The 25,413-nt window shown below is 63.1% G+C and carries 28 protein-coding genes; 12 read left to right on the forward strand and 16 right to left on the reverse strand.

Annotated features, from left to right (window positions below; all coding sequences use genetic code 11):
• Window positions 1-23 precede the first annotated feature (23 nt).
• Window positions 24-1,352, forward strand: coding sequence for an aromatic ring-hydroxylating oxygenase subunit alpha (locus tag AC58EF_RS14880; RefSeq protein ID WP_497277144.1), 1,329 nt, complete (start codon window positions 24-26; stop codon window positions 1,350-1,352).
• Window positions 1,353-3,005, forward strand: a complete 1,653-nt coding sequence (locus AC58EF_RS14885; protein WP_497277145.1) for an FAD-binding protein — start codon at window positions 1,353-1,355, stop codon at window positions 3,003-3,005. It begins immediately after the preceding gene.
• A 34-nt stretch (window positions 3,006-3,039) separates the two neighbouring features.
• Here AC58EF_RS14885 and AC58EF_RS14890 read toward each other — a convergent pair whose 3' ends face one another.
• Window positions 3,040-4,026 carry a GlxA family transcriptional regulator gene (locus tag AC58EF_RS14890; protein WP_497277146.1) on the reverse strand — a complete coding sequence of 329 codons (987 nt, stop codon included), beginning with the start codon at window positions 4,024-4,026 and terminating at the stop codon, window positions 3,040-3,042.
• A gap of 134 nt (window positions 4,027-4,160) precedes the next feature.
• Between AC58EF_RS14890 and AC58EF_RS14895 the strand changes: the two genes are divergently transcribed.
• A complete protein-coding gene (locus tag AC58EF_RS14895) occupies window positions 4,161-4,979 on the forward strand; it encodes an SDR family NAD(P)-dependent oxidoreductase (RefSeq protein ID WP_497277147.1) in 819 nt (272 codons plus the stop codon).
• Window positions 4,980-5,144: 165 nt separating this feature from the next.
• Window positions 5,145-5,369, forward strand: coding sequence for a hypothetical protein (locus AC58EF_RS14900; RefSeq protein WP_497277148.1), 225 nt, complete (start codon window positions 5,145-5,147; stop codon window positions 5,367-5,369).
• A 15-nt stretch (window positions 5,370-5,384) separates the two neighbouring features.
• Here the strand turns inward: AC58EF_RS14900 and AC58EF_RS14905 are convergent, their stop codons facing one another.
• The 3 genes from AC58EF_RS14905 to AC58EF_RS14915 form a co-directional block, all read right to left on the reverse strand.
• Entirely contained in the window at window positions 5,385-6,143 is a 759-nt protein-coding gene (locus AC58EF_RS14905; RefSeq protein WP_497277149.1) for an SDR family NAD(P)-dependent oxidoreductase, read from the reverse strand.
• Between the two features lie 86 nt (window positions 6,144-6,229).
• Window positions 6,230-7,030: an SDR family NAD(P)-dependent oxidoreductase gene (locus AC58EF_RS14910; protein WP_497277150.1), complete on the reverse strand. Its 801-nt coding sequence runs from the start codon at window positions 7,028-7,030 to the stop codon at window positions 6,230-6,232.
• 33 nt (window positions 7,031-7,063) lie between these two features.
• Window positions 7,064-7,501 (reverse strand): PaaI family thioesterase, encoded by a 438-nt coding sequence (locus AC58EF_RS14915; protein ID WP_497277151.1) that lies wholly within the window; start codon window positions 7,499-7,501, stop codon window positions 7,064-7,066.
• A gap of 176 nt (window positions 7,502-7,677) precedes the next feature.
• On the opposite strand from AC58EF_RS14915, the gene AC58EF_RS14920 reads away from it, so the two are divergent.
• The 6 genes from AC58EF_RS14920 (at window position 7,678) to AC58EF_RS14945 (ending at window position 12,027) form a co-directional block, all read left to right on the forward strand.
• Window positions 7,678-8,589 (forward strand): crotonase/enoyl-CoA hydratase family protein, encoded by a 912-nt coding sequence (locus tag AC58EF_RS14920; RefSeq protein ID WP_497277152.1) that lies wholly within the window; start codon window positions 7,678-7,680, stop codon window positions 8,587-8,589.
• Between the two features lie 134 nt (window positions 8,590-8,723).
• Complete coding sequence (locus AC58EF_RS14925) at window positions 8,724-9,704, forward strand: thiamine pyrophosphate-dependent dehydrogenase E1 component subunit alpha (RefSeq protein ID WP_497277153.1); 981 nt, start codon at window positions 8,724-8,726, stop codon at window positions 9,702-9,704.
• Window positions 9,704-10,711, forward strand: a complete 1,008-nt coding sequence (locus AC58EF_RS14930) for an alpha-ketoacid dehydrogenase subunit beta (RefSeq protein WP_497277154.1) — start codon at window positions 9,704-9,706, stop codon at window positions 10,709-10,711. Before AC58EF_RS14925 ends, AC58EF_RS14930 begins: the two co-directional genes overlap by 1 nt.
• A gap of 18 nt (window positions 10,712-10,729) precedes the next feature.
• A complete protein-coding gene (locus tag AC58EF_RS14935) occupies window positions 10,730-10,960 on the forward strand; it encodes a biotin/lipoyl-containing protein (protein WP_497277155.1) in 231 nt (76 codons plus the stop codon).
• A gap of 3 nt (window positions 10,961-10,963) precedes the next feature.
• Window positions 10,964-11,287 carry a DUF4286 family protein gene (locus AC58EF_RS14940; RefSeq protein ID WP_497277156.1) on the forward strand — a complete coding sequence of 108 codons (324 nt, stop codon included), beginning with the start codon at window positions 10,964-10,966 and terminating at the stop codon, window positions 11,285-11,287.
• Window positions 11,284-12,027 (forward strand): 2-oxo acid dehydrogenase subunit E2, encoded by a 744-nt coding sequence (locus AC58EF_RS14945; RefSeq protein WP_497277157.1) that lies wholly within the window; start codon window positions 11,284-11,286, stop codon window positions 12,025-12,027. The genes AC58EF_RS14940 and AC58EF_RS14945 overlap by 4 nt, the downstream gene beginning before the upstream one ends.
• A gap of 15 nt (window positions 12,028-12,042) precedes the next feature.
• On the opposite strand, the gene AC58EF_RS14950 is transcribed toward AC58EF_RS14945, so the two are convergent.
• The 3 genes from AC58EF_RS14950 to AC58EF_RS14960 are packed head-to-tail and all read right to left on the reverse strand — an operon-like array spanning window position 12,043 to window position 14,298.
• The gene (locus AC58EF_RS14950) at window positions 12,043-12,192 is read right to left on the reverse strand and encodes a hypothetical protein (RefSeq protein ID WP_497277158.1); all 150 of its coding nucleotides are present in this window, start codon (window positions 12,190-12,192) and stop codon (window positions 12,043-12,045) included.
• The gene (locus AC58EF_RS14955; RefSeq protein WP_497277159.1) at window positions 12,189-13,091 is read right to left on the reverse strand and encodes an SDR family NAD(P)-dependent oxidoreductase; all 903 of its coding nucleotides are present in this window, start codon (window positions 13,089-13,091) and stop codon (window positions 12,189-12,191) included. Before AC58EF_RS14955 ends, AC58EF_RS14950 begins: the two co-directional genes overlap by 4 nt.
• Window positions 13,092-13,122: 31 nt before the next feature.
• Window positions 13,123-14,298: a DUF1214 domain-containing protein gene (locus AC58EF_RS14960; protein ID WP_497277160.1), complete on the reverse strand. Its 1,176-nt coding sequence runs from the start codon at window positions 14,296-14,298 to the stop codon at window positions 13,123-13,125.
• A gap of 163 nt (window positions 14,299-14,461) precedes the next feature.
• Here AC58EF_RS14960 and AC58EF_RS14965 point away from each other — a divergent pair, with 163 nt between their 5' ends.
• Window positions 14,462-15,364, forward strand: a complete 903-nt coding sequence (locus AC58EF_RS14965) for a LysR family transcriptional regulator (protein WP_497277161.1) — start codon at window positions 14,462-14,464, stop codon at window positions 15,362-15,364.
• Here the strand turns inward: AC58EF_RS14965 and AC58EF_RS14970 are convergent, their stop codons facing one another.
• Genes AC58EF_RS14970 through AC58EF_RS14985 form a run of 4 tightly spaced genes read right to left on the reverse strand, consistent with a single transcriptional unit; the run spans window position 15,365 to window position 18,523 of the window.
• Window positions 15,365-16,213, reverse strand: coding sequence for a TauD/TfdA dioxygenase family protein (locus AC58EF_RS14970; protein ID WP_497277162.1), 849 nt, complete (start codon window positions 16,211-16,213; stop codon window positions 15,365-15,367).
• A 17-nt stretch (window positions 16,214-16,230) separates the two neighbouring features.
• Window positions 16,231-17,391: a thiolase family protein gene (locus AC58EF_RS14975; protein WP_497277163.1), complete on the reverse strand. Its 1,161-nt coding sequence runs from the start codon at window positions 17,389-17,391 to the stop codon at window positions 16,231-16,233.
• On the reverse strand, window positions 17,388-17,756 hold the full coding sequence (locus AC58EF_RS14980; protein WP_497277164.1) for a Zn-ribbon domain-containing OB-fold protein: 369 nt from the start codon (window positions 17,754-17,756) through the stop codon (window positions 17,388-17,390). The genes AC58EF_RS14975 and AC58EF_RS14980 overlap by 4 nt, the downstream gene beginning before the upstream one ends.
• On the reverse strand, window positions 17,753-18,523 hold the full coding sequence (locus tag AC58EF_RS14985) for an enoyl-CoA hydratase/isomerase family protein (RefSeq protein WP_497277165.1): 771 nt from the start codon (window positions 18,521-18,523) through the stop codon (window positions 17,753-17,755). Before AC58EF_RS14985 ends, AC58EF_RS14980 begins: the two co-directional genes overlap by 4 nt.
• Window positions 18,524-18,685: 162 nt before the next feature.
• Here AC58EF_RS14985 and AC58EF_RS14990 point away from each other — a divergent pair, with 162 nt between their 5' ends.
• A complete protein-coding gene (locus tag AC58EF_RS14990) occupies window positions 18,686-19,870 on the forward strand; it encodes an acetyl-CoA C-acyltransferase (RefSeq protein WP_497277166.1) in 1,185 nt (394 codons plus the stop codon).
• A 45-nt stretch (window positions 19,871-19,915) separates the two neighbouring features.
• On the opposite strand, the gene AC58EF_RS14995 is transcribed toward AC58EF_RS14990, so the two are convergent.
• The 5 genes from AC58EF_RS14995 to AC58EF_RS15015 all read right to left on the reverse strand — a co-directional run bounded on the left by AC58EF_RS14995 (window position 19,916) and on the right by AC58EF_RS15015 (window position 25,403).
• Window positions 19,916-20,839 (reverse strand): TauD/TfdA dioxygenase family protein, encoded by a 924-nt coding sequence (locus AC58EF_RS14995; RefSeq protein ID WP_497277167.1) that lies wholly within the window; start codon window positions 20,837-20,839, stop codon window positions 19,916-19,918.
• A gap of 47 nt (window positions 20,840-20,886) precedes the next feature.
• On the reverse strand, window positions 20,887-21,570 hold the full coding sequence (locus tag AC58EF_RS15000) for an SDR family NAD(P)-dependent oxidoreductase (protein WP_497277168.1): 684 nt from the start codon (window positions 21,568-21,570) through the stop codon (window positions 20,887-20,889).
• Window positions 21,571-21,600: 30 nt separating this feature from the next.
• Window positions 21,601-22,158, reverse strand: coding sequence for a nuclear transport factor 2 family protein (locus AC58EF_RS15005; RefSeq protein ID WP_497277169.1), 558 nt, complete (start codon window positions 22,156-22,158; stop codon window positions 21,601-21,603).
• A 22-nt stretch (window positions 22,159-22,180) separates the two neighbouring features.
• On the reverse strand, window positions 22,181-23,938 hold the full coding sequence (locus tag AC58EF_RS15010; protein ID WP_497277170.1) for an N-acyl-D-amino-acid deacylase family protein: 1,758 nt from the start codon (window positions 23,936-23,938) through the stop codon (window positions 22,181-22,183).
• A 169-nt stretch (window positions 23,939-24,107) separates the two neighbouring features.
• Window positions 24,108-25,403 carry a cytochrome P450 gene (locus AC58EF_RS15015; RefSeq protein WP_497277171.1) on the reverse strand — a complete coding sequence of 432 codons (1,296 nt, stop codon included), beginning with the start codon at window positions 25,401-25,403 and terminating at the stop codon, window positions 24,108-24,110.
• Window positions 25,404-25,413 lie beyond the last annotated feature (10 nt).

The following is a 25,413-nucleotide window of genomic DNA, read 5'->3' on the forward strand; positions in this document are numbered from 1 at the left end:
CCCCACGCAGGAGAGGAAGGACGATGAACGAGATGAGCAAGGTTGCACGGGAGAAGGGCGTGGTGACGCCGGATCGTGTGCCGGTTGATGCCTATGTCTCCCCGGACTACGTCCGACTGGAGAAGGAGCATCTGTGGCCGCGCGTGTGGCAGATGGCCTGCCGGGAGGAAGAGATCCCGCAGCCCGGCGATTTCTATACATACGACATCGCCGATGAATCCATCTCGGTCGTCCGCAAGCAGGACGGATCGGTCGCCGCCTATTTCAACGTCTGCCCCCATCGCGGCCGCCGTCTGACGGCGGGATGCGGCCGCATGGGCAAGTTCCACTGTAAATATCATGGCTGGCAATGGAATCTCGACGGCACTCCGACCGATGTGGTGGACCGGCACGACTGGGGCGACTTGCTTCAGGATGAGGACGTGACGCTCCATCCGGTGAAGGTCGGTCTGTGGGGCGGCTGGGTCTTCATCAACATGGACCCTGACAGCGAAAGCCTGGAGGCGTTTCTGGGCGAAGCCAAGACTCTGCTCGATCCGTTCGAGATCGACAGGATGCGCTACGCCTGGCGCAAGCAGATCGTCATGCCCTGCAACTGGAAGACCGCGCAGGAAGCCTTCATGGAAGGCTATCATGTGCAGACGACGCACCGCCAGTTGCTCGCCTATCAGGATGATTATACCTACAGCAAGGCGGTCGGGAACCATGCGATGTTCGGCTATGCGCCGACCGCATTGTTCGGCCTGCCCAGCCCGCGGATCAGTGATCAGAGCGGCGACATCCGAAAAGGGCTTTACGAGTTCAACAAGGAAATCTGGGACACGCTGAAGGCGACGACCACCGAGGAGATGCTGGCCGCCGGGCGACGCCTGATGGAGCTGCCCGAAAGCGCGACACCGTTCGAGGTCTATGGCGCCTTTGCCCAATTCCATCGCGAGGAAGCGGCGAAGAACGGCCGTCCTTTCCCCGACATCAGCGGGGAACAGTTGATGGCGGCGGGGACGGACTGGAATATCTTCCCCAACATGGTCTTCCTCGAACAGCCGACCAACCTGCTCGCCTATCGTTCGCGACCCTTTGGCGACGATCCCGACAAATGCCTGTTCGAAATCTATGTGCTCGAACGCTTCGCGCCGGGCCAGGAGCCGAAGGTGGAGGTCGAGGATGGCGGCGACGACTGGCGCTTGGTCGACTGGGGCCTGATCCTCGCGCAGGACTTCCAGAATATGGAGGAGGTGCAGAAGGGGATGAAGTCCCAGGCCCTCCGCGTCGTTCGTCCCAATCCGGTGCAGGAAGTGGAAGTGAGCAATTTCCACCGCGTCTATCATGAATATTTGGAGGGGGCGGACTGAATGGACGAAAGTAGGTTCGATGAAGTCGCCGATTTCGTCATCGTCGGGTCCGGTGGCGGGTCCATGGCCGCCGCCCTTTATCTCCATTCCCTCGGCAAAAGGCCGCTGATCCTTGAAAAGACGGACAAGTTCGGCGGGTCGACCGCCATGTCCGGCGGGGTCCTGTGGGTGCCCAACAATCACCTGTTGGCGCGCAAGGGCATCAAGGACAGCCATGAGGCGGGGCGCACCTATATGGATGCGACGATCGGCAAAGACGCCGGCCCCGGCGCGACGCCGGAACGGAAGGAAGCCTATCTGCGCAACGGCCCGCCGATGCTGAAATGGCTGGAAGAACAGGGCATGGAATGGCTTCATACCGACGGCTGGGCGGACTATTATGACGACCGGCCGGGCGGCGTGACGCGCAGTCGGTCGATCGGCGCGCCGATGCTGGACGCGCGCAAGATGGGACCGCTGTTCGACAAGCTGCGGTTGGGTCCGATGGTGATGCCCCTGCCGACAGACAAGGCGGGCATTATCGGCCTCGCCACCCGCACGCCCAGGGGCGTGTGGGAAGGCATGAAGTTGCTGCTGCGTATGTGGTTGGTCAAGAGACGGGGCAAGCCGATACTGAGCTTCGGCGGCGCATTGCAGGGCCGAATGCTCATGCTGGCGGACAAGGCCGGCATCGACATGCGCAGCGAACATGCGATCGTCGAACTGATCGAGGAGAATGGCCGGATCACCGGCGTGATGGCGGATCACAAGGGCAAGACCTTGCGCATCGGCGCGCGCGACGGCGTGCTGATCAATGCGGGCGGTTTTTCGCACAATGCAGAGATGCGCAAGCAATATGGCCCGCAGCCCAGCTCGACTGAATGGACCAACGCCAATCCCGGCGACACCGGCGAGATGATCCAGATTGCTGAGCGGCATGGCGCCGCGCTCGACCTGATGGATCAGGCCTGGTGGGTGCCCGGAACGATGGTGCCCGAAGGCGGCCCGGCGAACATGCACAATACGGACATTTCCAAGCCGCACTGCATCATCGTCAATCGCCACGGCAAACGCATCCTCAATGAGAGCGGCTCCTATATGGAGAATGGGCAGCGGCTCTATCAGAATGACGTGCCCGCCTATGTCATCCTCGACAGCCGCCATCGCAAACGCTACGCTTGGGGCTATTATCCGCCGGGCAAGACGCCGCAGTCATGGCTGGACAGCGGCATGATGAAAACCGCCGACACGATCGAGGAACTGGCCGCGAAGGCCGGTATCGACCCGGCGGGCCTCAGAGCCGAGGTCGAGAAGTTCAACGGCTATTGCGAAACCGGCAAGGATCTGGACTTCAACCGCGGTGGGCGCGGCTATGATAATTGGTTCGGCGACCCGACGGTCAAGCCCAATCCCAATCTGGGGAAGATCGACAAGCCGCCCTTCTATGTCATGGAAATGGTGCCAGGCGACGTGGGCACGTCGGGCGGCATCGTCACCGATGAACATGCGCGCGTGCTGAAGGAGGATGGATCGGTGCTGCCCGGCCTCTACGCCACAGGCAACTCGACCGCTTCGGTCATGGGGCGCTGCTATCCGGCGGCCGGGGCGAGCATCGGCGCGTCCTACATCTTTGCCTGGATTGCGGCGCACCATGCGGTGGGTGCCAATCACTGAAGGCGGGAGGAGAGGCATTGACCGGCCGCTTTCCTCAGCGCGGTGGTTTCGCCCTGGCCGCTTGATAGGCTTCGCGCCATTGCGACGCTGTCATCCCGGCCTGCTTGCGGAACATGGCGCGAAACAGCCGACTGTCGGAATAGCCGACCAGTTGAGCGATCATCTCGATCGACCGGGCCGATTTTTCGAGCATCCGCACGGCGGCGCGAAAGCGCAGTTGGTTGACATAGGCCTTGGGCGACATGCGCAACGTCTTGTGGAACCGTCGGTTGAGCGTGGCGGAACTGGTGGACAGATGATCCGCCAGTTCGGCGATGTTGATCGGCGCGGTAAAACGCTGCTCGATCCAGAGCTGCGCCCGTGCGACCAAGGCGTCGGGCGCGAGCAGGCTCTCCTCGTCATTGTCGAGGCCCATGATCGAAGTCAGCCAACGGGCGATGTCGGGAGATAAGGTACGCTCCATCACCCGCAGGATCAGGCTGAGGTCGTTGGCGAACCCGTTGGCGATCAGCAGATCGCCATGATCGACGAGGCCGAACCGTTCCTCCAGCGGCTGGCGGGGGAACATGGTGCGGATCAGTGGGCGAAGCGCGCGAGCGGCTGGAACCGATATGCCCGTGGTGAAGCCTGCCGCCATTAACAGCGTCGACGCCGCACCGCTCGCGCCCAATATCGCGCCCCGTGCCGCCTGATGGCGAAGCCATTCCAGCAGTGGCCGCGCGCCGGCAATGCGCTCCGCCAGAGCCTCCTGCCCGTTCGCCTGGAAAGCGGGAAGCCAGATGAAGGCGAACGGGCCTTCGGCATCGAATGTCTCATGGGCGGGCAGGAGCGTTCCGTCGCTCAGCGGGACGGGAGCGCCGTCGCCCGACAATATTCGCAGTCTTGTTTCCATGCGGATATGGTCGGGCTCGGCGAACAGTTGCTCGACACGATCGCGTGCCAGCATGAAACTGTCGGTCAGCGCGCCGACGCTGCTATGATAGGCGCCCGGAAGCGCGATGAGGGCAAAATCTGCAGCCATGACATCCGATCGAAAAGAGCCGCTATCTGCATAAAATCAACCTGTCAACGTCGGCGATCGATAAGGGATAACCGTATGCGATGAAACGGTTCGTCACCAAGTCCGTCGCCATCGGCCAGAATTGGAGAGAGCAAATGCCTGAACCCGTGCGCTATCTGGGACGCCTTGCCGGCAAGGTGGCCATCGTCACGGGCGCTGGCGCCGAGGGCGATGATATCGGCATCGGTCGCGCCATCGCCTATATCATGGCGCGAGAGGGCGCGAAGCTTATCTGTGCCGACCTGTTCGATGACCGGGCGACGGCGACTGCCAATGCCATCGTCGCGGAGGGTGGAGAAGCCATCGCTTTGGCGGGCGATGTCAGCGACGGAGAGGTTTGTGCCTGGCTGGTGGCCGCTGCGGTCGATCATTTCGGAAGGCTGGACATTCTGGTCAACAATGTCGGCATTTCGGTTCCGGCGACGCTGGAGACGGTGACGCTGGACCTGTGGAATCGCACGCTGGCCACCAACCTCACCAGCGCGATGCTGATGAGCAAGGCGGCCGTGCCGGAAATGGCGAAACTGGGCGGGGGCGTCATCGTCAACATCTCGTCGTTGGCGGGCATTCGGGCGATGGGCGCGATCGCCTATGGTCCTTCGAAGGCAGCCATGGCGCAATTGTCGCGGGAGATCGGCGTGCTGCACGGCCGTCAGGGCATCCGCGTCAACACCGTCGCGCCCGGCCATGTGATGACGCCCCATGCGATGAGCAAGATTCCGGCCGATATGCGCGAGGCGCGGCGCAAGGTCGGGCCGCTTGGCATAGAGGGCGACGCCTGGGACGTGGCACAGGCCGTCCTGTTTCTGGCCAGCGATGAAGCCCGCTTCGTCAATGGCGTGGAACTAGCCGTCGATGGCGGGGTGGAGGGAATCGGCCCGCTCGTCGGTCACGCCTTTGTTTCCCAACCCTGAATTCCCCGCGACTATCGACAAGAGCTGGATCGGCGCGGAACATATCCTTGGCGCTTTATGTCATCCTGCACAGCCGCCGCCGGGCCAGCGCTGTCGCTGGGGCGGGATGACAGAGGGCGATCTTGCCATTATCATCGCCGCCCGAAGCGATCGAGGATGCCAGTGATGAGCGACGAAGTCAGCTTAAACGAAAGCCGCATCATCATGTCCGTGGCGACGGATATGCGGCCGAACGAGAATGTCCACAATGATCCCGCATTATCCGCAGTCGCGATGCCCAAAGGGCGGCCTGTCACCAAGGACGAAAGCGCGCGGATCATGGCGTTGGCGACCGACATCCGCCCGCTGGAAAATGTCCATCCGGACGAGGATGACGGCGCGGAGGATTAAAGAAAGGCTCCGGTCTTAAAGCATCATCTGACCGCCATCGACATTGATGGTCTGGCCGGTCACATAATGGCTATCGTCGCTGGCGAGGAACAGAGCGGCCGGGCCGATATCGCCCTCGCAGTCGCCGAGATAGCCGAGCGCGACCAGCTTCATCACCTTTTCCGCTTCTTCGGGAAAGTCCTTGACCCACTGCTGAGCGATCGGGCTGAGCGCGGCCGGACAAATCACGTTAACGCGAATCTTGTATTTACCGAGTTCCCGCGCCGCCGTGCGAGACAGGCCACGAATGGCTTCCTTGGTGGCGGCATAGGCGGCGAAGCCCTCTCCCCCATGAATGCCTTCATAGGAACCGAAATTGATTATCGAACCGCCCTTCGTCCGCATATGGGGCAGCACCGCCTGCATCTGTTGGAAGGTGCCGTAGAGGCCGGACTCGATGGTCATCGCGAACAATGCGTCGTCGGTGTCCTCGAACAGCGTGCCGGGACGGGAGGTCTGGGCATTGTTGACCAGGATATCGATGCCGCCGAACCGCTCGACAGCCCTGGCGGCGACGGCCTGCGCATCGGCGCGGACGCCCGCCGTGCCGGTGATCCAGTCCGCCTCGCCGCCACCTTCCCGAATCTGCTGGACGGCCACCTCCAGCTTGTTTGCGGTGCGGCCGGTGATCAGCACGCTTGCTCCTTCGCGGGCGAACACCTGTGCGATGCCAAGCCCGACGCCCTGACCGCCCCCGGTGATGACGGCCACCTTGCCGGTCAATCTGCCTGCCATATCCACTCCCGTCTGCATTTCCGTCCGATCATGTTCCGGCCACCGGGCAAGTCAATGCGCGCGATCCGATCGGCCGTGGGTCATCATCAGTCTGATCCCTTGCCGCCATGCGCAGCGATGGAGGCCATGATCTCTTCCGTCGTCGGATTGCGTCGCAGCGTCAGGCCGCCGGTGACGTGGAAGGTTTGGCCGGTCATGAAACATTCCTCGCTCGCCATGAACAGCGCGGCATTGGCGATATCTTCGACCGTGGTGATGCGGCCCAGCGGATATTCCCTGGCATAGGCTTCCACCATGCCCGGAACCGCATAGTCGCCCAGCATCGGTGTCATGGTCAGACCCGGCGCCAGAATGTTGGCGCGAATGCCATGCTTGCCATATTCATAGGCGACGAAGCGCGTCATATGATTGAGCGCAGCCTTGGCCCCCATATAGCTGCAATGATCGTCGGACATGATGTCGGCCACGGCGGAGGAAATATTGATGATCGCGCCGCCACGACCCCGTTTCATGGCGCCGACCATCACCTGCATGAAGAACAGGCCGCCCTTGAAGATGATCGAGAGCATGGCATCCATCTGCTCTTCCGTCTCCTCCTCGAACGGCGCTAGGAAGCCGATGGCGGCGGCATTGACGGCGATGTCGATGGCGCCATGATCGGTGAACACGCTGTCGGCCAACGCCTGGATCTGCTCGCGGCTGCTGATGTCGCACGCGATCGCGGTCGCGCCGGTTTCGGCGGCGAAGTCGTCCAGCCCCTCCCGTCCGCGCCCCGACACGACCACCGTGGCGCCTTCGTCCATGAATCGGCGGGCGATCGCCTGGCCCATATTGCCAGCGCGCGTCGCGCCCATGATCACCGCGACCTTGCCCGCAAGCCGTGCCATCCTCTTCTCCTGCTTGTCTTGCGGCCGGGCGGTTCAGCCCGGCGCTAAATATTCCTCGATTTGCCGACTGGGAAATCTTCGCCGGAAAATGGCATTGGCCCGCAGCGCAGGATCGCCATCGGCCGTGAAGAAGCATTCGGCAAAGCCCAGCCTGGGCGTCGATCGCAGCAGCCGTGCGTTGCCCTCCACCCACTGGCCGGTGTGGGCTGCGCCAAGGAAGTCGAGACTCATGGAGACGGTGGGGCCGCCAAAACCCGTCGCCAGCCCAACATTGAGGCCCATCACCACATCGGCCATGGTGGCCCAGGCGCCGCCATGGCAATTGCCGCCGGGATTGCAATGCTGCGGCCCGACATGGAAGCCGAGCGTCACGCAGCCGGATGCTTCGGCGCGCAGATAGACCGGTGCAAAGGCACGCATGACCTCATCCATATCGCCGATCGGCCGGAAGCCGGGCGGGGTGTTGATCATGGCGCCTCAATCCTGTCTGCCGCTTGAGCGGTCTGACTGCGCGTTTCGACCTGCCCCCGCAATATGGCGGCGGTGCAGGGATCACATGGCTGATACAGGCGGCTGACGGCTCGCCAGCCCGATCCCATTAACGCTATGCCAGGGGGCGATCGGTCCGGCATCAGGGGAAGCGCGCCATGGGCATGAAATGGCTGAAATCGACGGAATGCATCAGTTTCGAGGTGCATGACCATGTTGCGCGCATCACGCTCAATCGTCCCGACAAACGAAACGCGCTGTCAGCGCTCACGCTTCAGGAACTCAATCAGGCGCTGCTGGAGGCGGACGACCGGCAGGATGTGAATGTCATCCTGCTGTCCGGCGCGGGCAAGGATTTTTGCGCCGGCTACGATCTGACCGACAGTTACGGGGGCAAGGGGGACAGTTCGACCGACTATGATCCGGCCGCCTATCGCACCCGGGCCGGGACGATCGACGACGATATCTGGAATCTGGAGCGGCAGCAGGATCTTACGGCGATCATGCTCGACCTGCACAAGCCGATCGTGGCGAAGGTCCAGGGCAATTGCCTGGCGGGGGGCACGGACCTTGCCTTTTCCTGCGATATCGTGCTGGCCGCGGACGATGCGAAGATCGGTTTTCCCGCCGCCCGCGCCAATGGCACGCCGCCCACCAACCTGTGGTTCTATCATTGCGGGCCACAATGGGCGAAACGGATGCTGTTCACTGGCGACACGATCAGCGGCATCGACGCGGCAAAGATCGGGCTGGTGCTGGAATCTTATCCCGCCGACGAGATCGACGGGGAGGCGGACGAGATGGCCCGGCGGATCGGCAGCGTCGACGCGGAAATCCTGTCCGCGCACAAGCGGGTGGTCAATATCCAGATGGACCTGGCCGGCGCCCGCCAGTCGCTGCGCTTCGCCGCCGAGATGGACGCCCGCGCGCATCTGAGCCAGGGACCGCGCCGCGCCCGGTTCAGGAAGGACATGGCCGAAAAGGGTTTGAAGGAAGCGCTCGCCAATCGCGATGCGCCGTTCGGCAAGGGGCGCGTGGAGTTGCGGGCGCGGCGCGGTCCTATCGAGTGACCGCGCCGCGCCCATCGCGGTCGGCCAACCGTTCACAACCGCGATATGGTTTGCCGATTTCGGATAGGGGGCTTTCGCGTCCGCCAAAACATGGCAGATGATCGCGGGACATACCGGAAAGGACGTCTTAAGACATGAGCAACAGGGCGACACCCGATGCGGCGACGCAGGTGGAAATCTATCGCCGGATGGCGCTGATCAAGGCGAATGACGAACGATCGCGCAAGGTCATCATGACCGGCCGTCTGGTCATGCCCTATTACAGCCCGCGCGGGCAGGAAGTCATCCCCAGCGCCATGTCGGTGAACCTGCGGGACGACGATTATCTCTGCACCATCTATCGCGGCACGCACGACATGCTGGCGAAGGGCTTTCCCCTGAAGGATCTTTGGGCGGAAATCGCCGGCCGCACCACCGGCACCTGCAAGGGCAAGGGCGGCCCGATGCACCTCACCTATCCTGAAAAGGGCGTGATGGTGACGACCGGCATCGTCGGATCGTCCATGCCGATCGCCAATGGCCTTGGCTGGGCATCGCAACTGAGCGGCGACGGGCGCGTCACAGTGGCGACCTTCGGCGATGGCGCGGCCAATATCGGTGCTTTCCATGAGGCGCTGAACCTCGCCGCCGTCTGGAAGCTGCCGGTCATCTTCCTGTGCCAGAATAATGAATGGGGCGAGCATACCGCCTATGAGAAGACCAGCAATGTTCGCGTCGCGGACCGCGCCGCCGCCTATGGTATGGCGGGCGAGCGGGTCGACGGCAACGATCCCTTCGCCATGTATGCCGCCGCGCATGAAGCGGTGCAGCGCGCCCGCGCAGGGGAAGGGCCTACCCTGATCGAGGCGATGACCTATCGCTTCCACGGGCACGTCTTTGGCGATCAGGACGGCTATATGGACAAGGCGCGCAAGGAGGAGGCGATGGCCAACGATCCGGTGCCGCGCTTCCGCGCCCGGCTGATCGCGGACGGCGTCGCCACCGAGGACCAGTTGACCGCCATGGAGGCGGCGATCGAGGCCGATATCGATGCGGCGGTGGCATTCGCCCTCGAAAGCCCGTTCCCGGGCGCTGACGAATTGAAGCGCGATGTCTTCGCGGAGGAGCTGGTCTGATGAGCACCGATGTTGCCGTGAAGCCGAAGAAGATGAACAATCTTCAGGGTATCAACGCCGCCATCGCCGACGCGATGGAGGAAGATGAGAAGGTCATCGCGCTGGGCGAAGACTTGGCCGATCCCGAGGAAGGCGGCGTATGCGGCGTCACCAAGGGGCTGTCGTCCCGCTTTGGCGAGCATAGGGTGCGCTCGACCCCGATTTCGGAACAGGCGATCATCGGCGCGGCCATCGGCGCGAGCCTCGTTGGCTACAAGCCGATCGCCGAGATCATGCTGATGAACTTCACGACGGTCGCGATGGATATGATCGTCAATCATGCGGCGAAGCTGCGTTTCATGTCGGGTGGCCAGACCCATGTGCCCATCGTCATTCGGACGATGACGGGCACCGGCTTTTCCTCCGGCGGTCAGCATAGCGACTATCTTGAGGCGTGGTTCGCCCACACCGCCGGCATCAAAGTAGTGGCGCCGTCCAACCCCAAGGATGCCTATGGCCTGATGCGCAGCGCCATCGATGATCCCGATCCGGTGCTGTTCATCGAAAACGGCCCGACCTACTGGAATCCGGGCGAGGGACCGGAAAAGGGCTATCGCGTGCCGATCGGCAAGGCAGAGATTTTGCGGGAAGGAAGCGATGTCACCATCATCGCCTATTCGCGCATGGTGCATGAGGCGACCGCAGCGGTAGTGCAACTGGCCGAAGCGGGCATTTCCGCCGAGATGATCGACCTGCGCACGATCGCGCCCTGGGACCGCGAGACGGTGGTGGGTTCGGTCGCCAAGACCGGCCGCGCCGTCATCGTGCATGAAGCGGTCACGCCCTTCGGCCCCGGCGCGGAAATCGCCTCGGTCATCAACGAGGACCTGTTCGGCAAGCTCAAGGCGCCGGTGAAGCGGCTGGGCGGCGCCTTCTGCCCCGTGCCCTTCTCCAAGCCGCTGGAGGAGGCCTTCGCCCCGCGCGCGGCAGACATCGTAGCGGCCGCCACAGCTGTTGTCGGTCAATAATTTTCAGGGAGTTATTTCATGGCTTTTGAAGTGTTGCTGCCCAAGATCGGCTTTTCGATGACCGAGGGCGTGCTGGCCGAATGGCTGGTCGAGGATGGCGGCCAGGCTGTCGAGGGGCAGCCACTCTATGCGCTGGAATCCGACAAGTCGACGCAGGAAGTGGAAAGCCCCGCCAGCGGCACGCTGAAGATTGTGGCGCAGACCGGGGAAACCTACGAAGTCGGTGCCCTGCTCGCGAGGATCGAATAATCCATGCGCTACCTGCTCGAAGTGTCGTCGCGCGCCTTGCCGGGCCGTGAGGCGGATTATGATCGCTGGTATGGCGACGTGCATGTGAAGGACGTGCTTGCCCTTCCCGGCTTCGAGAGTGCGCAGCGTTTTCGCCGGCTGGCAAGTGACGGGCAGGAGACGGGCGAATTCGTCGCGCTCTATACGGTGGAGACGGGCGATCCCGCGGCACTGCTGCAATCGCTGTTCGCGGCGTCGGCGACGATGCAATTGACCGATGCCCTTGACTCCGCCAGCCCGCGCTTTGCGTTTCTGGCGCCGCTGGCGGGACAGGAAAATTTGCCGTGACCGAATTGTTGCGGAATCTCGCGCCCTGGCCGCAAGTCGACTTTGCCGAGTTCGGGGAGGTTGAGCGCAAGCCGGTCAGCCGCATCCAGAAGTTCGTTGCATCCTTTCTGGGGCGCAACTGGGTGGCCATCCCGCATGTCACGCATAATGACGATGCCGACATCACCGAACTGGAGGTGCGGCGCAAGGCGCTGGCGGCACAGGGCGGGCCGAAGCTGACCCCGGTGCCCCTGCTGGTGAGGGCGCTGGCCGACGCATTGGCCGCCTTTCCGCAGTTCAATGCGTCGCTCGATCCGGCGGGCGGGGAACTTGTCCAGAAGAAATATGTGCATATCGGTGTCGCGGTCGACACGCCCGGCGGGCTGCTGGTTCCGGTCATCCGCGACTGTGATCGCAAGTCGGCGGCCGAGATTGCCAGCGAGATCGCCGCCATTTCGGAAAAGGCGCGGACTAAGGGCCTGTCGCTGGCCGAGATGTCGGGCGGCTGCATCACGCTGACCTCGCTCGGTCATATCGGCGGCACCGGCTTCACCCCGATCGTGAACGCGCCGGAGGTCGCCATATTGGGCGTTACCCGCGCGCGGCCGGTGCCGATGCCGGGTGCGGATGGCGGGATCGACTGGCGGCAGATGCTGCCGTTGTCGCTAAGCTATGACCATCGGGTTATCAACGGGGCGGAGGCTGCACGCTTCTGCCGTTTCCTGGCCGACCGGCTGGCGGCGCCAGACCTCTTCGACTGAGCGCGAAGAACAGCGCTATGCCGTTCCGATGGCATGGCTTATCCGTTCGCTCTCATCACGGCTCCAGATCGCGCCCGCATCCATGTCGGGATGCTGCAGGGTCTTCGCAAGGTGGCCCGGCAGCGCCGAAAACGCCGCGAGCGGATCGTCCAGTCCGAGTTTCACGCCTCGCCTCCTTCCCGATACAGGCGCGATAAGGTTCCAGCGAGCGGTGTCGGGACGAAACCGTCGCCGAAGGGCCAGTCGAGAAAGCCTGCAGCGGCCATGGTGCCGCCATCGACATGCAGGGTTGTGCCCGACACGAAGGTCGACAGGTCGGAGCCCAGAAACAGCACGGCGTCGGCCAGCGCCTCGACCGGCGGCTGTTCGCCGCGCGGAATGTACATCTGTATGCCCTTGGGACGAACTTCCGGCGGCAGCCTGGCGAACCCCTCGGCAAATTCGGGTGGCATTGCGGTCGCATTGCCGTGGCTGGGAGTCGTGTCGGGCGCGATGCAGTTGACGCGAATCCTCTCCTTGCCCAGTTCCACCGCCATCGACCGGCTGAAATTGGTGGTCGCCGCTTTGGCCCCGGCATAGACGGAGAAGCTGGCAGCGCCCCGATGCGCCTCGATCGTGGTGAAGTTGATGATGCTGCCGCCTAGGCCGGATCGCCTGATGAGAGGCAGGGCGCGTTGGACAGACTGGACGACATAGCCATAGTTGCGATGGATATCGCGCGCGATGTCGATGCGGCTCGCATCGGCCAGCAACTGGCGTTTGGTGCCGCCTGCGACGTTCACGACAATGTCGAGCTGCGGGAAATTCCTCCCCAGCGCATCGTAAAAGCCGTCGAGCGCTGCTTCATCGGTCGCGTCGAGCGTAGCGGCCGTGACATTTCGTCCTATTGCGCTGATCCTATTTGCCGTGGCGTCCAGCGCAGCAGCATCGATGTCGCAGAGCGCGAGATCGACTCCGGCCTGCGCCAATGCCAGCGACACGCCCGCGCCGATCCCGCCGCCGCCGCCAATGACCGCAGCCGCCTTGCCCGCCAGATTGGCCCGGCATTCCCAAAAACCGCTCATGCGATCGCCTCTCTTCTCTTGACGGGCTTTCCTACCATTTGCGCCGTAGCTGCGATCCGATCCGGCGTTTACGCAGCGCCTCAGCACGGTCTTCCATGCTGATCCGCACGACATGATCGGGCAGATGGCGGTCGAGATCGGCGAATTTGACCTTGGTCAGGATGGGCGTGGGATGCCCGGAGCAGCGATACCAGCGCCCGATCATCATGCCATAAAGATTGCCGCCGGTATCAAGCCAGTTGGCGATGCCCGGATCGCGATGGGCAAGGACCGCGCGAAACTTGCCGTCGCCGTCAATGGCCGCCTGCAACCCGTTCAGACTCGACTGGCGATAGACATATTCGACTTGGCTCCAGAGCGCGTTGATCACCTGGATGTTCCAATAGGGGCGTGTTTCCGGAAGCTCGGTTTCGACGATCAGCGCTTCATCCTCGGCGATGTCGAAAACCGTTTCAAAATAGGCCTGCGGCCAATCCTCGCCGTTACCCAGCTCCTGGAAACTGTTGAGGTTGAAACGGTTGATGAAGCCACGCCCGGCGCAGCGTTGCACCGCGCCGATCGCAATGCCGGATAGATTGCGCGCATAGCCCGCGAACAAATGGCTGAGCTTCGTGTCGATTTCCGCGGCGGTAGCCGGCGGGCGGATTGGCGATGGCGCATCGACCCGCTCGATGGCCAGCCTCACGTCACGTTCATTGCCCCAGTCATAGGAAAATTGACGAACCATGATGAAGTCGGTTTCCGCCGGCATGGGCAGCCAATTGCCTTGATAGCCAGCGGGCTGCTGCGTGCTGAACAGCACTTCGAACCGGCCTTCAGCATCTATCTCCAGCGAATCGAAATCATAATTGCCAAGGCCCTTACCGGGCGTCGGGTCCATGCCGATCATACGGTTGCCCAGTGCGAAGCCGGCCACCGGCGCGTTGCCGCGTTCCCCCGTCACCCGATAGATGCCCGTGCCGTCGACGGGCGCATAATAATAGACGGCGTCTGGATTGGGTTGCGTCAGGAAGACGGAATTTTCAAAAGGCGCGAATTCAGGATGATCGGGCGTCGACTGGAACAGCAGGAAATAGCCCTGCGACAGGTTCATCGCGAACTGCTTCCAGAGCTGCGCCTTCAGATTTTCGTCGCCTGGAAAAGCGGTGCGGTCGAGAAGTCGCTCCGCGCCCTTGAGCAGATCGACATAGTCGGGCCAATCCTTCATCCCTCGCCTCCTGTTCCGGGCGCATAGTGGAAAGCCTCATCCGGCCTGAATAGGGGGGCATGGGAATGTGCGGCGATCCATCGCATTCTTGATGACTGGACGGGTGCGGCGATCACTGCCGCCTCGGCTATGATAGGAAAGTCGGTCGGAGGGGAGGGCGATCATGGATCGACTGACGGCGATGGAGGCCTTTGTCGCGGTGGCCGAGGCTGGTTCCTTTACACGCGCAGGCCTGAAGATGCGACTGTCCACGCCAATGGTGACGCTGCATGTCCAGCGGTTGGAGGACCATCTGGCCGTGCGGCTGTTCAACCGGTCGACCCGTCGCGTGGACCTGACGGAGGAGGGGCGGCAATTTCTTTCCTATGCCCGCGCTACGCTGGATGCCTATGAAGCGGCCCAACGGGCATTGACGCCCGGCGCCGGCATCGCCGGCCGGGTGCGGCTGGATGCGCCGGCATCCATGGGGCACGCCTTCATCATGCCCGTGCTGTCGGATTTCCATCGCACCCATCCGAACATCACGCTCGACCTCAGCCTGGGGGATCGCGGGACCTTCTTTCGCGTCGATGGTTTCGACCTGGTGCTGCGCGCGGGCGATGCGCCGCTCACCGGCTGGCACGCCCATTCGCTGGGCAGCACGCGACTGATCTGCGTGGCCTCGCCCACTTATGTGGAGAGCCATGGCGTGCCCGCCCAACCCGACGATCTGGAAAGGCATCGCTGCATCCTCTACGCCAGCGTGGAGGAGCCAGGCGGCAATCCATGGACCATGACGACGCAGGGGCGGAAGGTGCGTGTCCGTCCCCCGCCGGCCTTCACCTTCAACGACGGCGCGGCCATGTTGGCGGCGGCGCGCGCGGGCCTTGGCATTGCGCAAACGCTGGAAATGCTTGCCCGCGAGGATATCCAATCGGGTCGACTGGTGCAAATCCTTCCGGACACGACGCAGACCAGGCTGTCCATCGTGCTGATGGGTGCGCCCGATCGCATCGCCCTGCCGCATGTCAAGGCCGCGCTCGGCTTCCTTACCGACCATGTGGTCTGGAGCCTTGATCCGCCCTGATCAGGCCGGGGCGCAGAGATTCGGCACGCCCGTGGTGCTGATGCGGTAGAGCAGGCGGCGCTTGCCCGGATCGTCCGAATATTCGATCGGCGTCGCGCTGTGGAGCACCTGGAAATTGTCCCACAGGAAGATATCGCCTACCTCCACCTTGTATCGGGTCACGAACCGCGGCTGGATGACATGGGTGCGCAGGCGGTGGATCAGGGCGCGCCCTTCATCCCTCGCCAGCCCCTCGGCGCCAAAGGCCGTGCCCGATGTGAACAGCGCCTTTCGGCCGGTGACGGGATGGTGCATGACCAGCGGGTGCTTCTTGATGCCGTGGAGCGCGGTATTTTCAGGCACGAAAGGTATTTTCTCGCCTGGCAGGGCCGGCGATCCGCCCAGGCAATGCAGGCCGGTCAGAGGATCGATCCGTTCCCTGGTCGCGGCATCCAGCGCATCATAGGCAAGGACGCTGCTGGCGATCAGCGTTTCTCCGCCGCTTGCCGGCGTTTCGACGCCATAGAGCATGGTGACGCTGGCCGGCACATCCTCATAGCTGCTGTCCGAATGCCAGTGCATCGCGCCATCCCGATAGCGATCCGGCGTCGCTGCGTGATTGGTGATGCGGATCAGTTCGGGATGCGCATCATTCCGGTGATCCTCGATGTGGAAGAGGAGGGGCTTGCCCCAATGATGGCCGAAGGCGGCATATTGAGCTTCGGTCAGATGCTGACCCCGGATCGCCAGAATCTGATGCTCATGCAAGGCGGCGATCAACGCACGCAGCATTCCCTCGTTCTGGTCCGTGGCGAGATCGACGCCTTCGACAATGGCGCCGAAAGGGCCGGGCATTGGCTTGATCAACATGGGCGTCCCTCATCAGATTATAATGTGTCAGCGGTTCCCAGCACGACGGTCGCCTCGCTGGACAGCACACCGCCATTGCCATGGGCGATTGCAACCTTGGCGTCCTTCACCTGCCGGTCGCCTGCTTCGCCGCGCAACTGGCGGGTGGCTTCCACCAGCAGGAACAGGCCGTACATGCCCGGATGCACGCATGACAGGCCGCCGCCATTGGTGTTGAGCGCCAGCCCGCCGCCCGGCGCAATGTGCCCGCCCGATATGAAGCGGCCGCCCTCGCCCTTGGGGCAGAAACCCAGATCCTCCAGAAACAGGAGCGGCGTGACGGTGAAGGCGTCATAGAGCATGACGACATCGATGTCCGCCGGGCCGACGCCGGCCTGTGCGAACGCCTGTGCGCCTGAAATCGCCGCGCCGGTGACGGTAAGGTCGGGCATCGAACTGATTTCGCGATGGGTGACGGCGTGGGCAGCGCCCAGCACCGGCACCGGCGTTTTTGCGCAGTTTTTCGCCCGATCCGCGCGGACCATGACGATGGCGGCCGCTCCGTCGTTGAACAAGCAGCAATCGCGCACCGTCAACGGATCGGACACCATGCGCGCCTTCAGCACATCGTCGACGGTCAGTGGATCGCGGACCGCCGCCTCCGGATTGAGTTGCGCCCATTGGCGCGCGGCGACCGCCACTTGCGCCAGTTGCTCGCGAGTGGTGCCGTAGAGATGCATGTGCCGGCTCGCCGCTAGCGCGTAGGAGGAAATGGGCGCGAGCGGCCTGTAGGGCGCTTCCCACGGGCTCTGCCGGGTCATGCCCACCCCCGGCGGCGGATTGCTCGCCGGGTTGGAGCCATAGGCGATGAGCGCGCAGTCGATCAGCCCCGCGTCCAGCGCGAGGGCCGCCTGCTGCACATAGACCTCGAAAGCCGATCCGCCGGTGCGGTTGCAATCCGTGACCCTGGGCGTGATGCCCAGATATTCGGCCAGTTCCATGCCGCCCAGCGCCTCATAAGGAGCTGAAGTATAGAGTGCGTCGACTTCGGACAGAGCGATGCCCGCGTCCGCCAGCGCCAGCAGCGCCGCCTTCGCCGCCATGTCCACCGCGGAAACGCCGGGGCATTTGCCGATGCCGAAGGTCGCCGCGCCGACGATTGCGGTCCGGCCGCGCGGAAAACCGCCGATCATGCTCATGCGGGCACAAAGACGAGCAAAGGCTGATCCCCCTCTTTGACGATGCTGGCGCGGACGACCATGCCGATCTTCACCTGCTCGACCGGCATCCCGTCCACACGGCTCATCAGGCGCGGTCCTTCGGCTAGGTCGACCAGCACCACATTATAGCTGTCGGCGGGGTCTTTCTTGCGGACGATGGTGACGGCGTGGACCATGCCCTTGCCGGATGCCTCGACCCATTCCAGATCCTCCCCGCCCGTGCCCGGTTCCGCCACGCGCGGATAGAAGACATGGCCGCCGGTCGACCGGCTACGCTGGATCATGAAGCGCCCGTCGGCAAGATGGGCGCGCCATTCGGCTTCCGGCTGAAGCATGGCGATCATTCCCCCCGGAACAGCGGCTTGCGCTTCTCGCGAAAGGCCGCGAGGCCCTCCTCATGATCCTCGGTGCGGCTGGCGATGGGCTGCATCGTCGCCTCCATGTCGAGATATTGGTCGAAGCTGTTGTTCCAGGCGAGATCGAACTGGCGCTTGGCCAGGCCCATGGCGATAGTCGGCCCGGCGGCGAAGCTGGCCGCCAGATCCATGGCGCGCTCCATCAGCGCCTCGTCCGCGACCTTTTCATAGGCCAGGCCCATGGCGACAGCTTCGTCGGCGCGGACGATGCGGCCGGAATAGACAAGTTCCTTGGCCTTCTGCACGCCCAGAAGCTGGCGCAGATGCCAGACCAGCCCGCCATCTGGCGCCAGCGCGATATTACGGAAGATCGCCGCGAATTTCGCTTTTTCCGCCGCCAGCACAATGTCGCAGGCGAGCGCATAGGAAAAGCCGACGCCCACGCAGATGCCGGGAACGGCGGCGATGGCCGGCTTTTTGAGCGAATGAATGGCGCGGGCGATGCGATTGAGCGTGTGCATCCGGTCCATCGATCCGGTGACGCCGCCACGGCCCATGCCAGTCACGTCCATGCCCGAACAGAAATCGCCGCCTGCGCCCGTCAGGATGACCGAGCGGATGTCATGATCGAGCGCGATCTCCTCGAACGCGCCATAGAGTTGCCCGCGCATCTCCTGCGTGATCGCATTCTTCGTCTCCGGGCGATCGAGGGTCACGATGGCGACTGGGCCTTGCCTGTCGACGGTGATGGTCATGTTGCGCTCCCTGGGCGGATTTCCCCATGCTTTGTTGGGCGTCGGCCGCATGGTCAAGCGGAGGGGCAAAGCATCAAAGACGTGATGAGCGCGCCATCTCGTGGCAAGCGGGGCGGGCACTGTCTATTTGCTGCTCCACTGAACATGGGAGACTTTGCGGCCATGAAGGAAGCAGCCATCGTCGCGACGGCGCGCACGCCAATCGGCAAGGCGCATCGGGGGGCGCTCAACAATATCCACGGCGCGACCCTCGCGGCCCATTCGATCGCGGCGGCGGTGGAGCGCGCCCGCATCGACCCCCGCGAGATCGAGGATGTCCTGCTGGGGTCGGCGCGCTGCGAAGGTGCGGTCGGCTCCAACATCGCGCGTCAGGCGGCGCTGCGCGCTGGGCTACCGGTCGGTGTGTGCGGCGTGACGCTGGATCGCAAATGCTCCTCGGGCCTCCAGACCATCGCCTTTGCCGCGCAGCGCATCCGCGCGGGCGAGGGCGGCATCTATGTCGCGGGCGGCGTGGAAACGGTGTCGCTGGTCGATCCGCACCGCAACATATTCCGCAACAAGGATGAATGGCTGCTGGAGCATAAGCCGGAACTCTATATGGCGATGAACCTGACCGGGGATATCGTCGCCCGCCGCTATGGCATCAGCCGCGAGGCGCAGGACGAATTTTCGGCGATCAGCCAGGCCCGCACGGCGACCGCGCAGGAAAATGGCTGGTTCGATGGAGAGATCGTGCCGATCACGGCGATCAGGAATGTCGTGGACAAGTCGCTGGCCGTTCTGGAGCAGCAGGCGGTGACGCTCGCCAAGGACGAGTGCAACCGGCCGGGCACCGACCTCGAAGCACTGGCGAAGCTGAAGCCGCTGTTTGAGGGCGGGTCGGTGACGGCCGGCAATTGCAGCCAGTTGTCGGACGGGTCGAGCGTCTGCGTCATCATGGACGCCGATGAGGCTGCCCGGCGCGGCATCCCGATCCTAGGTCTTTACAGGGGCATGCAGGTCGCGGGGTGCGAGCCCGACGAAATGGGCATCGGTCCCGTCTTTGCGGTGCCCCGGCTGCTTGATCGGCTGGGCATGTCGGTGGCGGACATCGACCTGTGGGAACTGAACGAGGCCTATGCCAGCCAGGCGCTTTACTGCCGGGACCGGCTGGGCATCGATCCGGCCAGGGTCAATGTCGATGGCGGGGCGATCGCGGTGGGCCATCCCTTCGGCATGACGGGGTCGCGCATGACCGGCCACGCGCTGCTGGCGGGCCGGCGGCTCGGCGCCAGGAACGCGGTCGTCACCATGTGCATCGGCGGCGGCATGGGCGCGGCGGCGCTGTTCGAAATACCCGCAGAATAATCCGCCGACGCCAGCGGAGACAAGCGATCCGTTGCCCGAAGCCGGTCAGGCCGCTTGCCGCGCAAGTTTCCGGCCGAGGCCATAATCGCCCATGATTGTGGTGCGCTGCATGATGCGTATTTCATCGGGCGCCGCTCCGGTCACGCAATGGGCCATGCGCCAATTGTCCCACAGCAGCATTTCCGAAGGCTGCCAGCCATGATAGTAGCCGGGGCAGGAGACGAGATGGTCGACCAGTCGTTGAAGCAATGCATGGCCGACTTCGTCATTCTGTCCCAAAATATAGAGCGCGCCGAAAGGCGAGATGTTGAGTACCTTTCGTCCGGTATCGGGTTGGGTGAACACGATGGGATGAACGACCGGCGGATAATCCATCTCCAGGCGAGGCGCGACCATCTTTTCAAAATTGCCCATCTTGATCGTGCGGACTTTACTCTTGGTGCCATAGCGCGAATAGCCGGGGTTGACCGTCAGCTGATAGACGATCTCCAGATCTTCGATCTGCGCCTTCAGATCGTCGGGCAGAAAATCATAGGCCTGCACTTGATCGATGAAGCCGGTTTGCCCGCCCCAGCTCGATATCTGCCTGGCCGTGAGTATGCCGCCGTGATTGATATGATCGGTGAAGATCAGGTCCGAATGCCAGGGCAGGAAGGCGATGGACTGCTGCCCATCGACTTCGAACAGCCCTTCCCTGTTCTGGTCTGACGTCAACGTGATCAGTTCGGGCGTTCCCGCCGTCACGAGTTCGGGGATCGGATGAACTTCCAGCGCCCCGAAAATCCGGCTGAGGTCGATTTGGAATCGAGGCGTTACCTCGCTCCCGCGAAAGACGATCAGCCCGTCCCGCAACCAATAATCGCGCAGTTCGTCCCGGACCTCCCCCCTTGCAATGTCGGTGGGAGTAAGCCCGATGACCTGCCTGCCGAACCCCAGGCCTTCCTGCAATTCCTCAACCCTATAGGTCATCTGCGCCTCTCCAGTCTGATTATCGGATATTAGTTGAACGCCGTGTTTCAGCCGCCCTTCGTTACGGGAATGAGGGCGCCTGTGATGGCGCGCGCAGCCGGGGAGGACAGGAACAGGATCACGTCGGCGATTGCCGCGGGCTGCACCCATTGGCTGAAATCCGCGCCGGGCATGTCCGCGCGGTTGGTGGGTGTGTCGATGATGCTGGGCAGGATGGCGTTGACGGTGATGTCCTTGCCCGACAGTTCGGCGGCGAGGCTCTCGGTCAACTTGTGGACCGCGCTTTTTGATGCGGCATAGCCGCCCATGCCTGCCGCCGCGATAACGGCGCCGCCCGCGCCGATATTGACGATCCGCGCGCCAGCCGCCTTCTCCAGCGCCGGGAGCGCCGCCTTGGTCATGTTTACGCAGGTCACGGCGTTTATCGCGAACATGCGCTGCCAGGTCGCGCTGCCGCCGTCCGCCAGCGTTTCCCAGGTGAAGCCGCCCGCCACATTGACGAGCACGTTGATCGAGCCTTGGGCCGCGACGATGTCGGCCACCGTCTTTTGCGCGGTGGCGAAATCGGTGAGGTCAACTCCGCCAATATCCGTGCCGTTGGGCAGGGCGCTGTCCGGAGCGGGCGCATAATCGACGCGCACGACCTTGTCGCCTGTGGCGGCGAAGGCTTCGGCGACGGCGCGGCCCAATATGCCGAACCCACCCGTGACGACGACGATCCGAGATGTCATGCAATTTTCCCTTTCAGTTTCTTCTCGCTATCAAGCCGGGCTTCCACTGCGCACCAAAGGTCGGACATAGGAAATATCGCCCTCATCCCGACGATTTGGCCCCGTCTTGAACATCAGTTCCTTCCATTGATCGGGGATATCGGCGGCTGTCAGGGTCGCGGTCAACTCATTCACGCATACCCGATGCGCGATGCGCCATTCCCCGTTCCGCCTTTCGAAGCGGTCGACATAGCGGCCGAAGCTCAACTGTGGCGGCCCCTCCTTATTCTCGCCCCAGAAGATGTAGTAAGTTTCCCCATGCGCCGTATCGCCGTCCAACTCGACCGAGTGGTTGGTGATCGCATGATGATGCTTGGTCTGATATTCGCCATGCCAGCCGATCGCCCAGTCGACGAAATCGGCGGCAAAGCCTTCGGCCACGCCATGTTCGTCGAACGCATCGGGCCAATAGGCGGACAGCATCAGTTCCCGGTCATGTCGGTCGACGCCCCGCGTATAGCGCAGCAGGCAGGCGTGAATGTTGGCGCGGTCCTTCTGTTCCTTCACAAAGGCGACAAGCTCGGCAGTCATTTGGTTGGTGACGGTCATGGTCTGTCCTAACGTCATGATATCAGGCCAGCTCAGGGCTTTTCTCGGATTGCGCGAGCGGAGCCTGGCGCCCCCCGCGCACCAGCCGGCCCGGCAAGGCGCCGGTCGGGCGGCCATTGCGATAGGTGACGGTGCCGCTGACGATCGTCGCCTCATAACCGTCCGCACGCTGCGACAGGCGACGGCCGCCGGCGGGCAGGTCGTAGCTCACATGGGGGGCGTACAGATGCAGCCTTTCCATGTCGATGACGTTGAGGTCCGCCTTGTAACCCGGCCTGATCAGGCCGCGATCGTTGAGCCCGATCGCGGCGGCCGGTTCCAGTGTCAGCTTGCGGATGGCGTAGGGCAGGTCGATCTTGCGGTCGCCTTTCGCGTCGCGGACCCAATAGGTCAGGAAATAGGTGGTATAGGCGGCGTCGCAGATCATGCTGTAATGCGCCCCGCCATCGCCCAGCGCGGGGAAAGTGTGATCGTTTTTCACCAGATTGCGGCCGGAGCTTTCGAACCGCTCGCCCTCCGAATTGCCGAGCGGGCGATAGAGCACTTCATGCCCCTCGCGCTGAAGCAGCGCGTCATAGATGAGTTCCCTGGGATCGACGTCCATCGCCCTGGCGCGCGCGGCGATGCTTTCGGCCGGATGCGGATTATAGTTTGGCGGGTTGCCGAGGACGAACAGCGCATCGAGATCGGAGATGACATAGACGAAAAACGCCTGCGGATCGGATGGCGTCTCCGATATGAGGCGTTTACGAAATTCTGGATCGCGCATCCTGGCGACCTTTGCCTCCAGCGGCAGATGCTCGATGTCGCGAAAGCTGGGATTGAACGAGAAGGGATGCATCGACAGTTCAAGACCCAGCAGGGCGCCGGTCGGACGCGGAATAATCTGTCCGCGAATTTCCAGCCCGTCCCGGTTCGCACTGTCGAGGCCGCTCAGCATTTCCTTCCAGTCGTCCGGCCCGCGTGGCGACTGCATGAAGGTGAAGGACACCGGACGGCCGGACGTTGCGGCGATGTCGCGCAGCAGGCTCATGCGCTCGCTGGCGGGGACGTCATAGCTCGGCACCATCTGGAACACGCCCTTGCCGGCGTCGCGCAGCCCCTCGGCCAGCGCCAGAACCTCCTGATCCTCAGTCTTGACGGAAGGCGCGGGGCGGCCGTCACGAAACTGGTGCGCATAGCTGCGCGAGGTGGAAACGCCCAGCGCGCCCGCCTCGATCGCCTCCCTGGTCAGGCGGCGCATTGCCTGGAGATCCTCGTCCGTCGGCGGTTCCAGATTGGCGCCCCGCTCACCCATCACATAGACGCGCAGCGGGCTGTGCGGCAGTTGGGCGGCGAAGTCGATGTCGCTTTCGCGTTTTTCCAACGCATCGAGATAATCGGGGAAGGTTTCCCAGTCGAAGGGCACGCCGTTGGTCATCACGACTTCGGGGATATCCTCCACGCCCTCCATCAACTTGATCATCAACTGGCGATGTTCGGGCCGCGAGGGCGCGAAGCCAACGCCGCAATTGCCCATGACGACCGTCGTCACGCCATGGTCGGACGAAGGCGCAAGCCGATTTTCCCATGTGATCTGGCCGTCATAATGGGTGTGCACGTCGACAAAGCCGGGGGTGATGATGCGGCCATGGGCTTCGATCTCTTCGGTGGCGCTGCCCTCCACCACGCCGACCGCCGCGATAACGCCGTCCTGAACCGCCACGTCCGCGACATAGGGTTCGCCACCGCTGCCGTCGACAATCTGCCCTCCCCGAATGATGAGATCATAGTCGGCCATGGACGTTCCTCTCTCTGGGTCTTTGCATATGCGGCGACGGGGCGCGAAAAGGCCATCCCGTGCCATCCTTCTTCGAAGATCGTGACTCAAAGTGCCGTTGCGGCCAAGCTGCCGGGCGCGAACCAGGCCACAATTCAGATAAGCGATGCTTTGAACAATATGTCCCGGATCAGTCCCAGGCCACCGGAAGTTCGCGCTGACCATAATAGATCCAGCTGTTGATTCGTGCCGGTTCGCCGGTGAGGCGCAGATTGGGCAGCGCCTTCAACAGCTTCGCCAGCCCGACCTGCGCTTCCAGCCTTGCGATGGGCGAGCCGAGGCAGAAATGGACGCCATAGCCGAAGGACAGGTGCCGCTTTACCTGATTGAGCGGACGGTCGATAATGAAGCTGTCGGGATCGGGGAAGATGGACGGGTCGCGATTGGCGCCCATCATCGAGAACATGAGCTTGGACCGTTCCGGCAAATCCGCGCCGTGCATTTTGACCGGGCAGAGGCTGGTGCGGAAATGCGAGTTGATAGGCGGATCGAAGCGCAGGCTTTCCTCGATCGCGTTTTCGACCAGTTCAGGATGGGCCTTCAACCGTTCCCACCGTTCCGGCACCTCCAGCAGGCGCCAGACCACGTTGGTGAGAAGGCTGGTGGTGGTTTCCTGCCCGCCGGTCAGAAAGGCGGTGCAAATCTGGAACAGTTCCATGTCGTTGAACCGGCGGCCCTCGACCCGGCTGACCAGACCCAAAGAAATATAGTCAAAGGGCAGGACCGTGCCCCAATATTCGAGCGTCGGCTCTTCAATCCCGGCGTCGCGCAGCATCTGCTTACGTTCTTCGATCAACCCCATGAAATGCGGCTGGATTTCCGCGATCAGCGTCTGTTCTGCGCTCGGATTCTTGTCGTTGAACAGCAGTGACTGCAACTCGTCGGCCCAGCGCTTATAGTCGGCGTAGAGCGACTGATCGGCGCCCAGCATGAAGCACATCGTCCGGGCGGGGAGGGGCAGGGCGAAAAGGTCGTGGAAATTGCCGGTCTTTTCCGCCGTCGTGCCCATCTTCGCGAGCAGATCGTCGGCGATCGCCTCGACCTCCGGCCGATAATATTTCATCCGCGACGGCGTCATGCCCTTCCGCAGCGCGGTGATATATTCAAGGTGGAAGGGCGGGTCGGTCAAGATGCCGAAGTCGCTGAACGTCTCCCAATCCATGGGCGCGTCGCCCCATTTGAAGGACCAGACGGGGTTATCCGACAATATCTTGTCGCGAATTTCCTTGTAATCGCTGGTGATGTAGAACTGATATTCGTCGCCTTCATAATGGTAGAAGGGGCATTTAGCCGCAAGTTCGGAATAGGCGGGGCCAGGATTCTTGATCGTTTCTGGCGCAAGCGGATCAAAAGCATGATCCGCGCAGGTCATGAGGCGTCGCTCCTCGGGCGCGGGCGTAGCGGTGTCGGTCGTCGTTTCGGGCATCCTGTCCTCC

The organism is Sphingobium sp. WR1, assembly GCF_059693745.1.

What these genes read in the sequence shown, in the direction of transcription:
- AC58EF_RS15005 (WP_497277169.1), bottom strand. Translation starts at nt 22,158, where the DNA reads ATGACCGTCACCAACCAAATGACTGCCGAGCTTGTCGCCTTTGTGAAG.
- AC58EF_RS14880 (WP_497277144.1), top strand. Translation starts at nt 24, where the DNA reads ATGAACGAGATGAGCAAGGTTGCACGGGAGAAGGGCGTGGTGACGCCG.
- AC58EF_RS14965 (WP_497277161.1), top strand. Translation starts at nt 14,462, where the DNA reads ATGGATCGACTGACGGCGATGGAGGCCTTTGTCGCGGTGGCCGAGGCT.
- AC58EF_RS14990 (WP_497277166.1), top strand. Translation starts at nt 18,686, where the DNA reads ATGAAGGAAGCAGCCATCGTCGCGACGGCGCGCACGCCAATCGGCAAG.
- AC58EF_RS15000 (WP_497277168.1), bottom strand. Translation starts at nt 21,570, where the DNA reads ATGACATCTCGGATCGTCGTCGTCACGGGTGGGTTCGGCATATTGGGC.
- AC58EF_RS14900 (WP_497277148.1), top strand. Translation starts at nt 5,145, where the DNA reads ATGAGCGACGAAGTCAGCTTAAACGAAAGCCGCATCATCATGTCCGTG.
- AC58EF_RS14930 (WP_497277154.1), top strand. Translation starts at nt 9,704, where the DNA reads ATGAGCACCGATGTTGCCGTGAAGCCGAAGAAGATGAACAATCTTCAG.
- AC58EF_RS14955 (WP_497277159.1), bottom strand. Translation starts at nt 13,091, where the DNA reads ATGAGCGGTTTTTGGGAATGCCGGGCCAATCTGGCGGGCAAGGCGGCT.
- AC58EF_RS14895 (WP_497277147.1), top strand. Translation starts at nt 4,161, where the DNA reads ATGCCTGAACCCGTGCGCTATCTGGGACGCCTTGCCGGCAAGGTGGCC.
- AC58EF_RS14885 (WP_497277145.1), top strand. Translation starts at nt 1,353, where the DNA reads ATGGACGAAAGTAGGTTCGATGAAGTCGCCGATTTCGTCATCGTCGGG.
- AC58EF_RS14920 (WP_497277152.1), top strand. Translation starts at nt 7,678, where the DNA reads ATGGGCATGAAATGGCTGAAATCGACGGAATGCATCAGTTTCGAGGTG.
- AC58EF_RS14960 (WP_497277160.1), bottom strand. Translation starts at nt 14,298, where the DNA reads ATGAAGGATTGGCCCGACTATGTCGATCTGCTCAAGGGCGCGGAGCGA.
- AC58EF_RS14890 (WP_497277146.1), bottom strand. Translation starts at nt 4,026, where the DNA reads ATGGCTGCAGATTTTGCCCTCATCGCGCTTCCGGGCGCCTATCATAGC.
- AC58EF_RS14985 (WP_497277165.1), bottom strand. Translation starts at nt 18,523, where the DNA reads ATGACCATCACCGTCGACAGGCAAGGCCCAGTCGCCATCGTGACCCTC.
- AC58EF_RS14915 (WP_497277151.1), bottom strand. Translation starts at nt 7,501, where the DNA reads ATGATCAACACCCCGCCCGGCTTCCGGCCGATCGGCGATATGGATGAG.
- AC58EF_RS14995 (WP_497277167.1), bottom strand. Translation starts at nt 20,839, where the DNA reads ATGACCTATAGGGTTGAGGAATTGCAGGAAGGCCTGGGGTTCGGCAGG.
- AC58EF_RS14980 (WP_497277164.1), bottom strand. Translation starts at nt 17,756, where the DNA reads ATGATCGCCATGCTTCAGCCGGAAGCCGAATGGCGCGCCCATCTTGCC.
- AC58EF_RS15010 (WP_497277170.1), bottom strand. Translation starts at nt 23,938, where the DNA reads ATGGCCGACTATGATCTCATCATTCGGGGAGGGCAGATTGTCGACGGC.
- AC58EF_RS14975 (WP_497277163.1), bottom strand. Translation starts at nt 17,391, where the DNA reads ATGAGCATGATCGGCGGTTTTCCGCGCGGCCGGACCGCAATCGTCGGC.
- AC58EF_RS14940 (WP_497277156.1), top strand. Translation starts at nt 10,964, where the DNA reads ATGCGCTACCTGCTCGAAGTGTCGTCGCGCGCCTTGCCGGGCCGTGAG.
- AC58EF_RS14935 (WP_497277155.1), top strand. Translation starts at nt 10,730, where the DNA reads ATGGCTTTTGAAGTGTTGCTGCCCAAGATCGGCTTTTCGATGACCGAG.
- AC58EF_RS15015 (WP_497277171.1), bottom strand. Translation starts at nt 25,403, where the DNA reads ATGCCCGAAACGACGACCGACACCGCTACGCCCGCGCCCGAGGAGCGA.
- AC58EF_RS14925 (WP_497277153.1), top strand. Translation starts at nt 8,724, where the DNA reads ATGAGCAACAGGGCGACACCCGATGCGGCGACGCAGGTGGAAATCTAT.
- AC58EF_RS14970 (WP_497277162.1), bottom strand. Translation starts at nt 16,213, where the DNA reads ATGTTGATCAAGCCAATGCCCGGCCCTTTCGGCGCCATTGTCGAAGGC.
- AC58EF_RS14905 (WP_497277149.1), bottom strand. Translation starts at nt 6,143, where the DNA reads ATGGCAGGCAGATTGACCGGCAAGGTGGCCGTCATCACCGGGGGCGGT.
- AC58EF_RS14910 (WP_497277150.1), bottom strand. Translation starts at nt 7,030, where the DNA reads ATGGCACGGCTTGCGGGCAAGGTCGCGGTGATCATGGGCGCGACGCGC.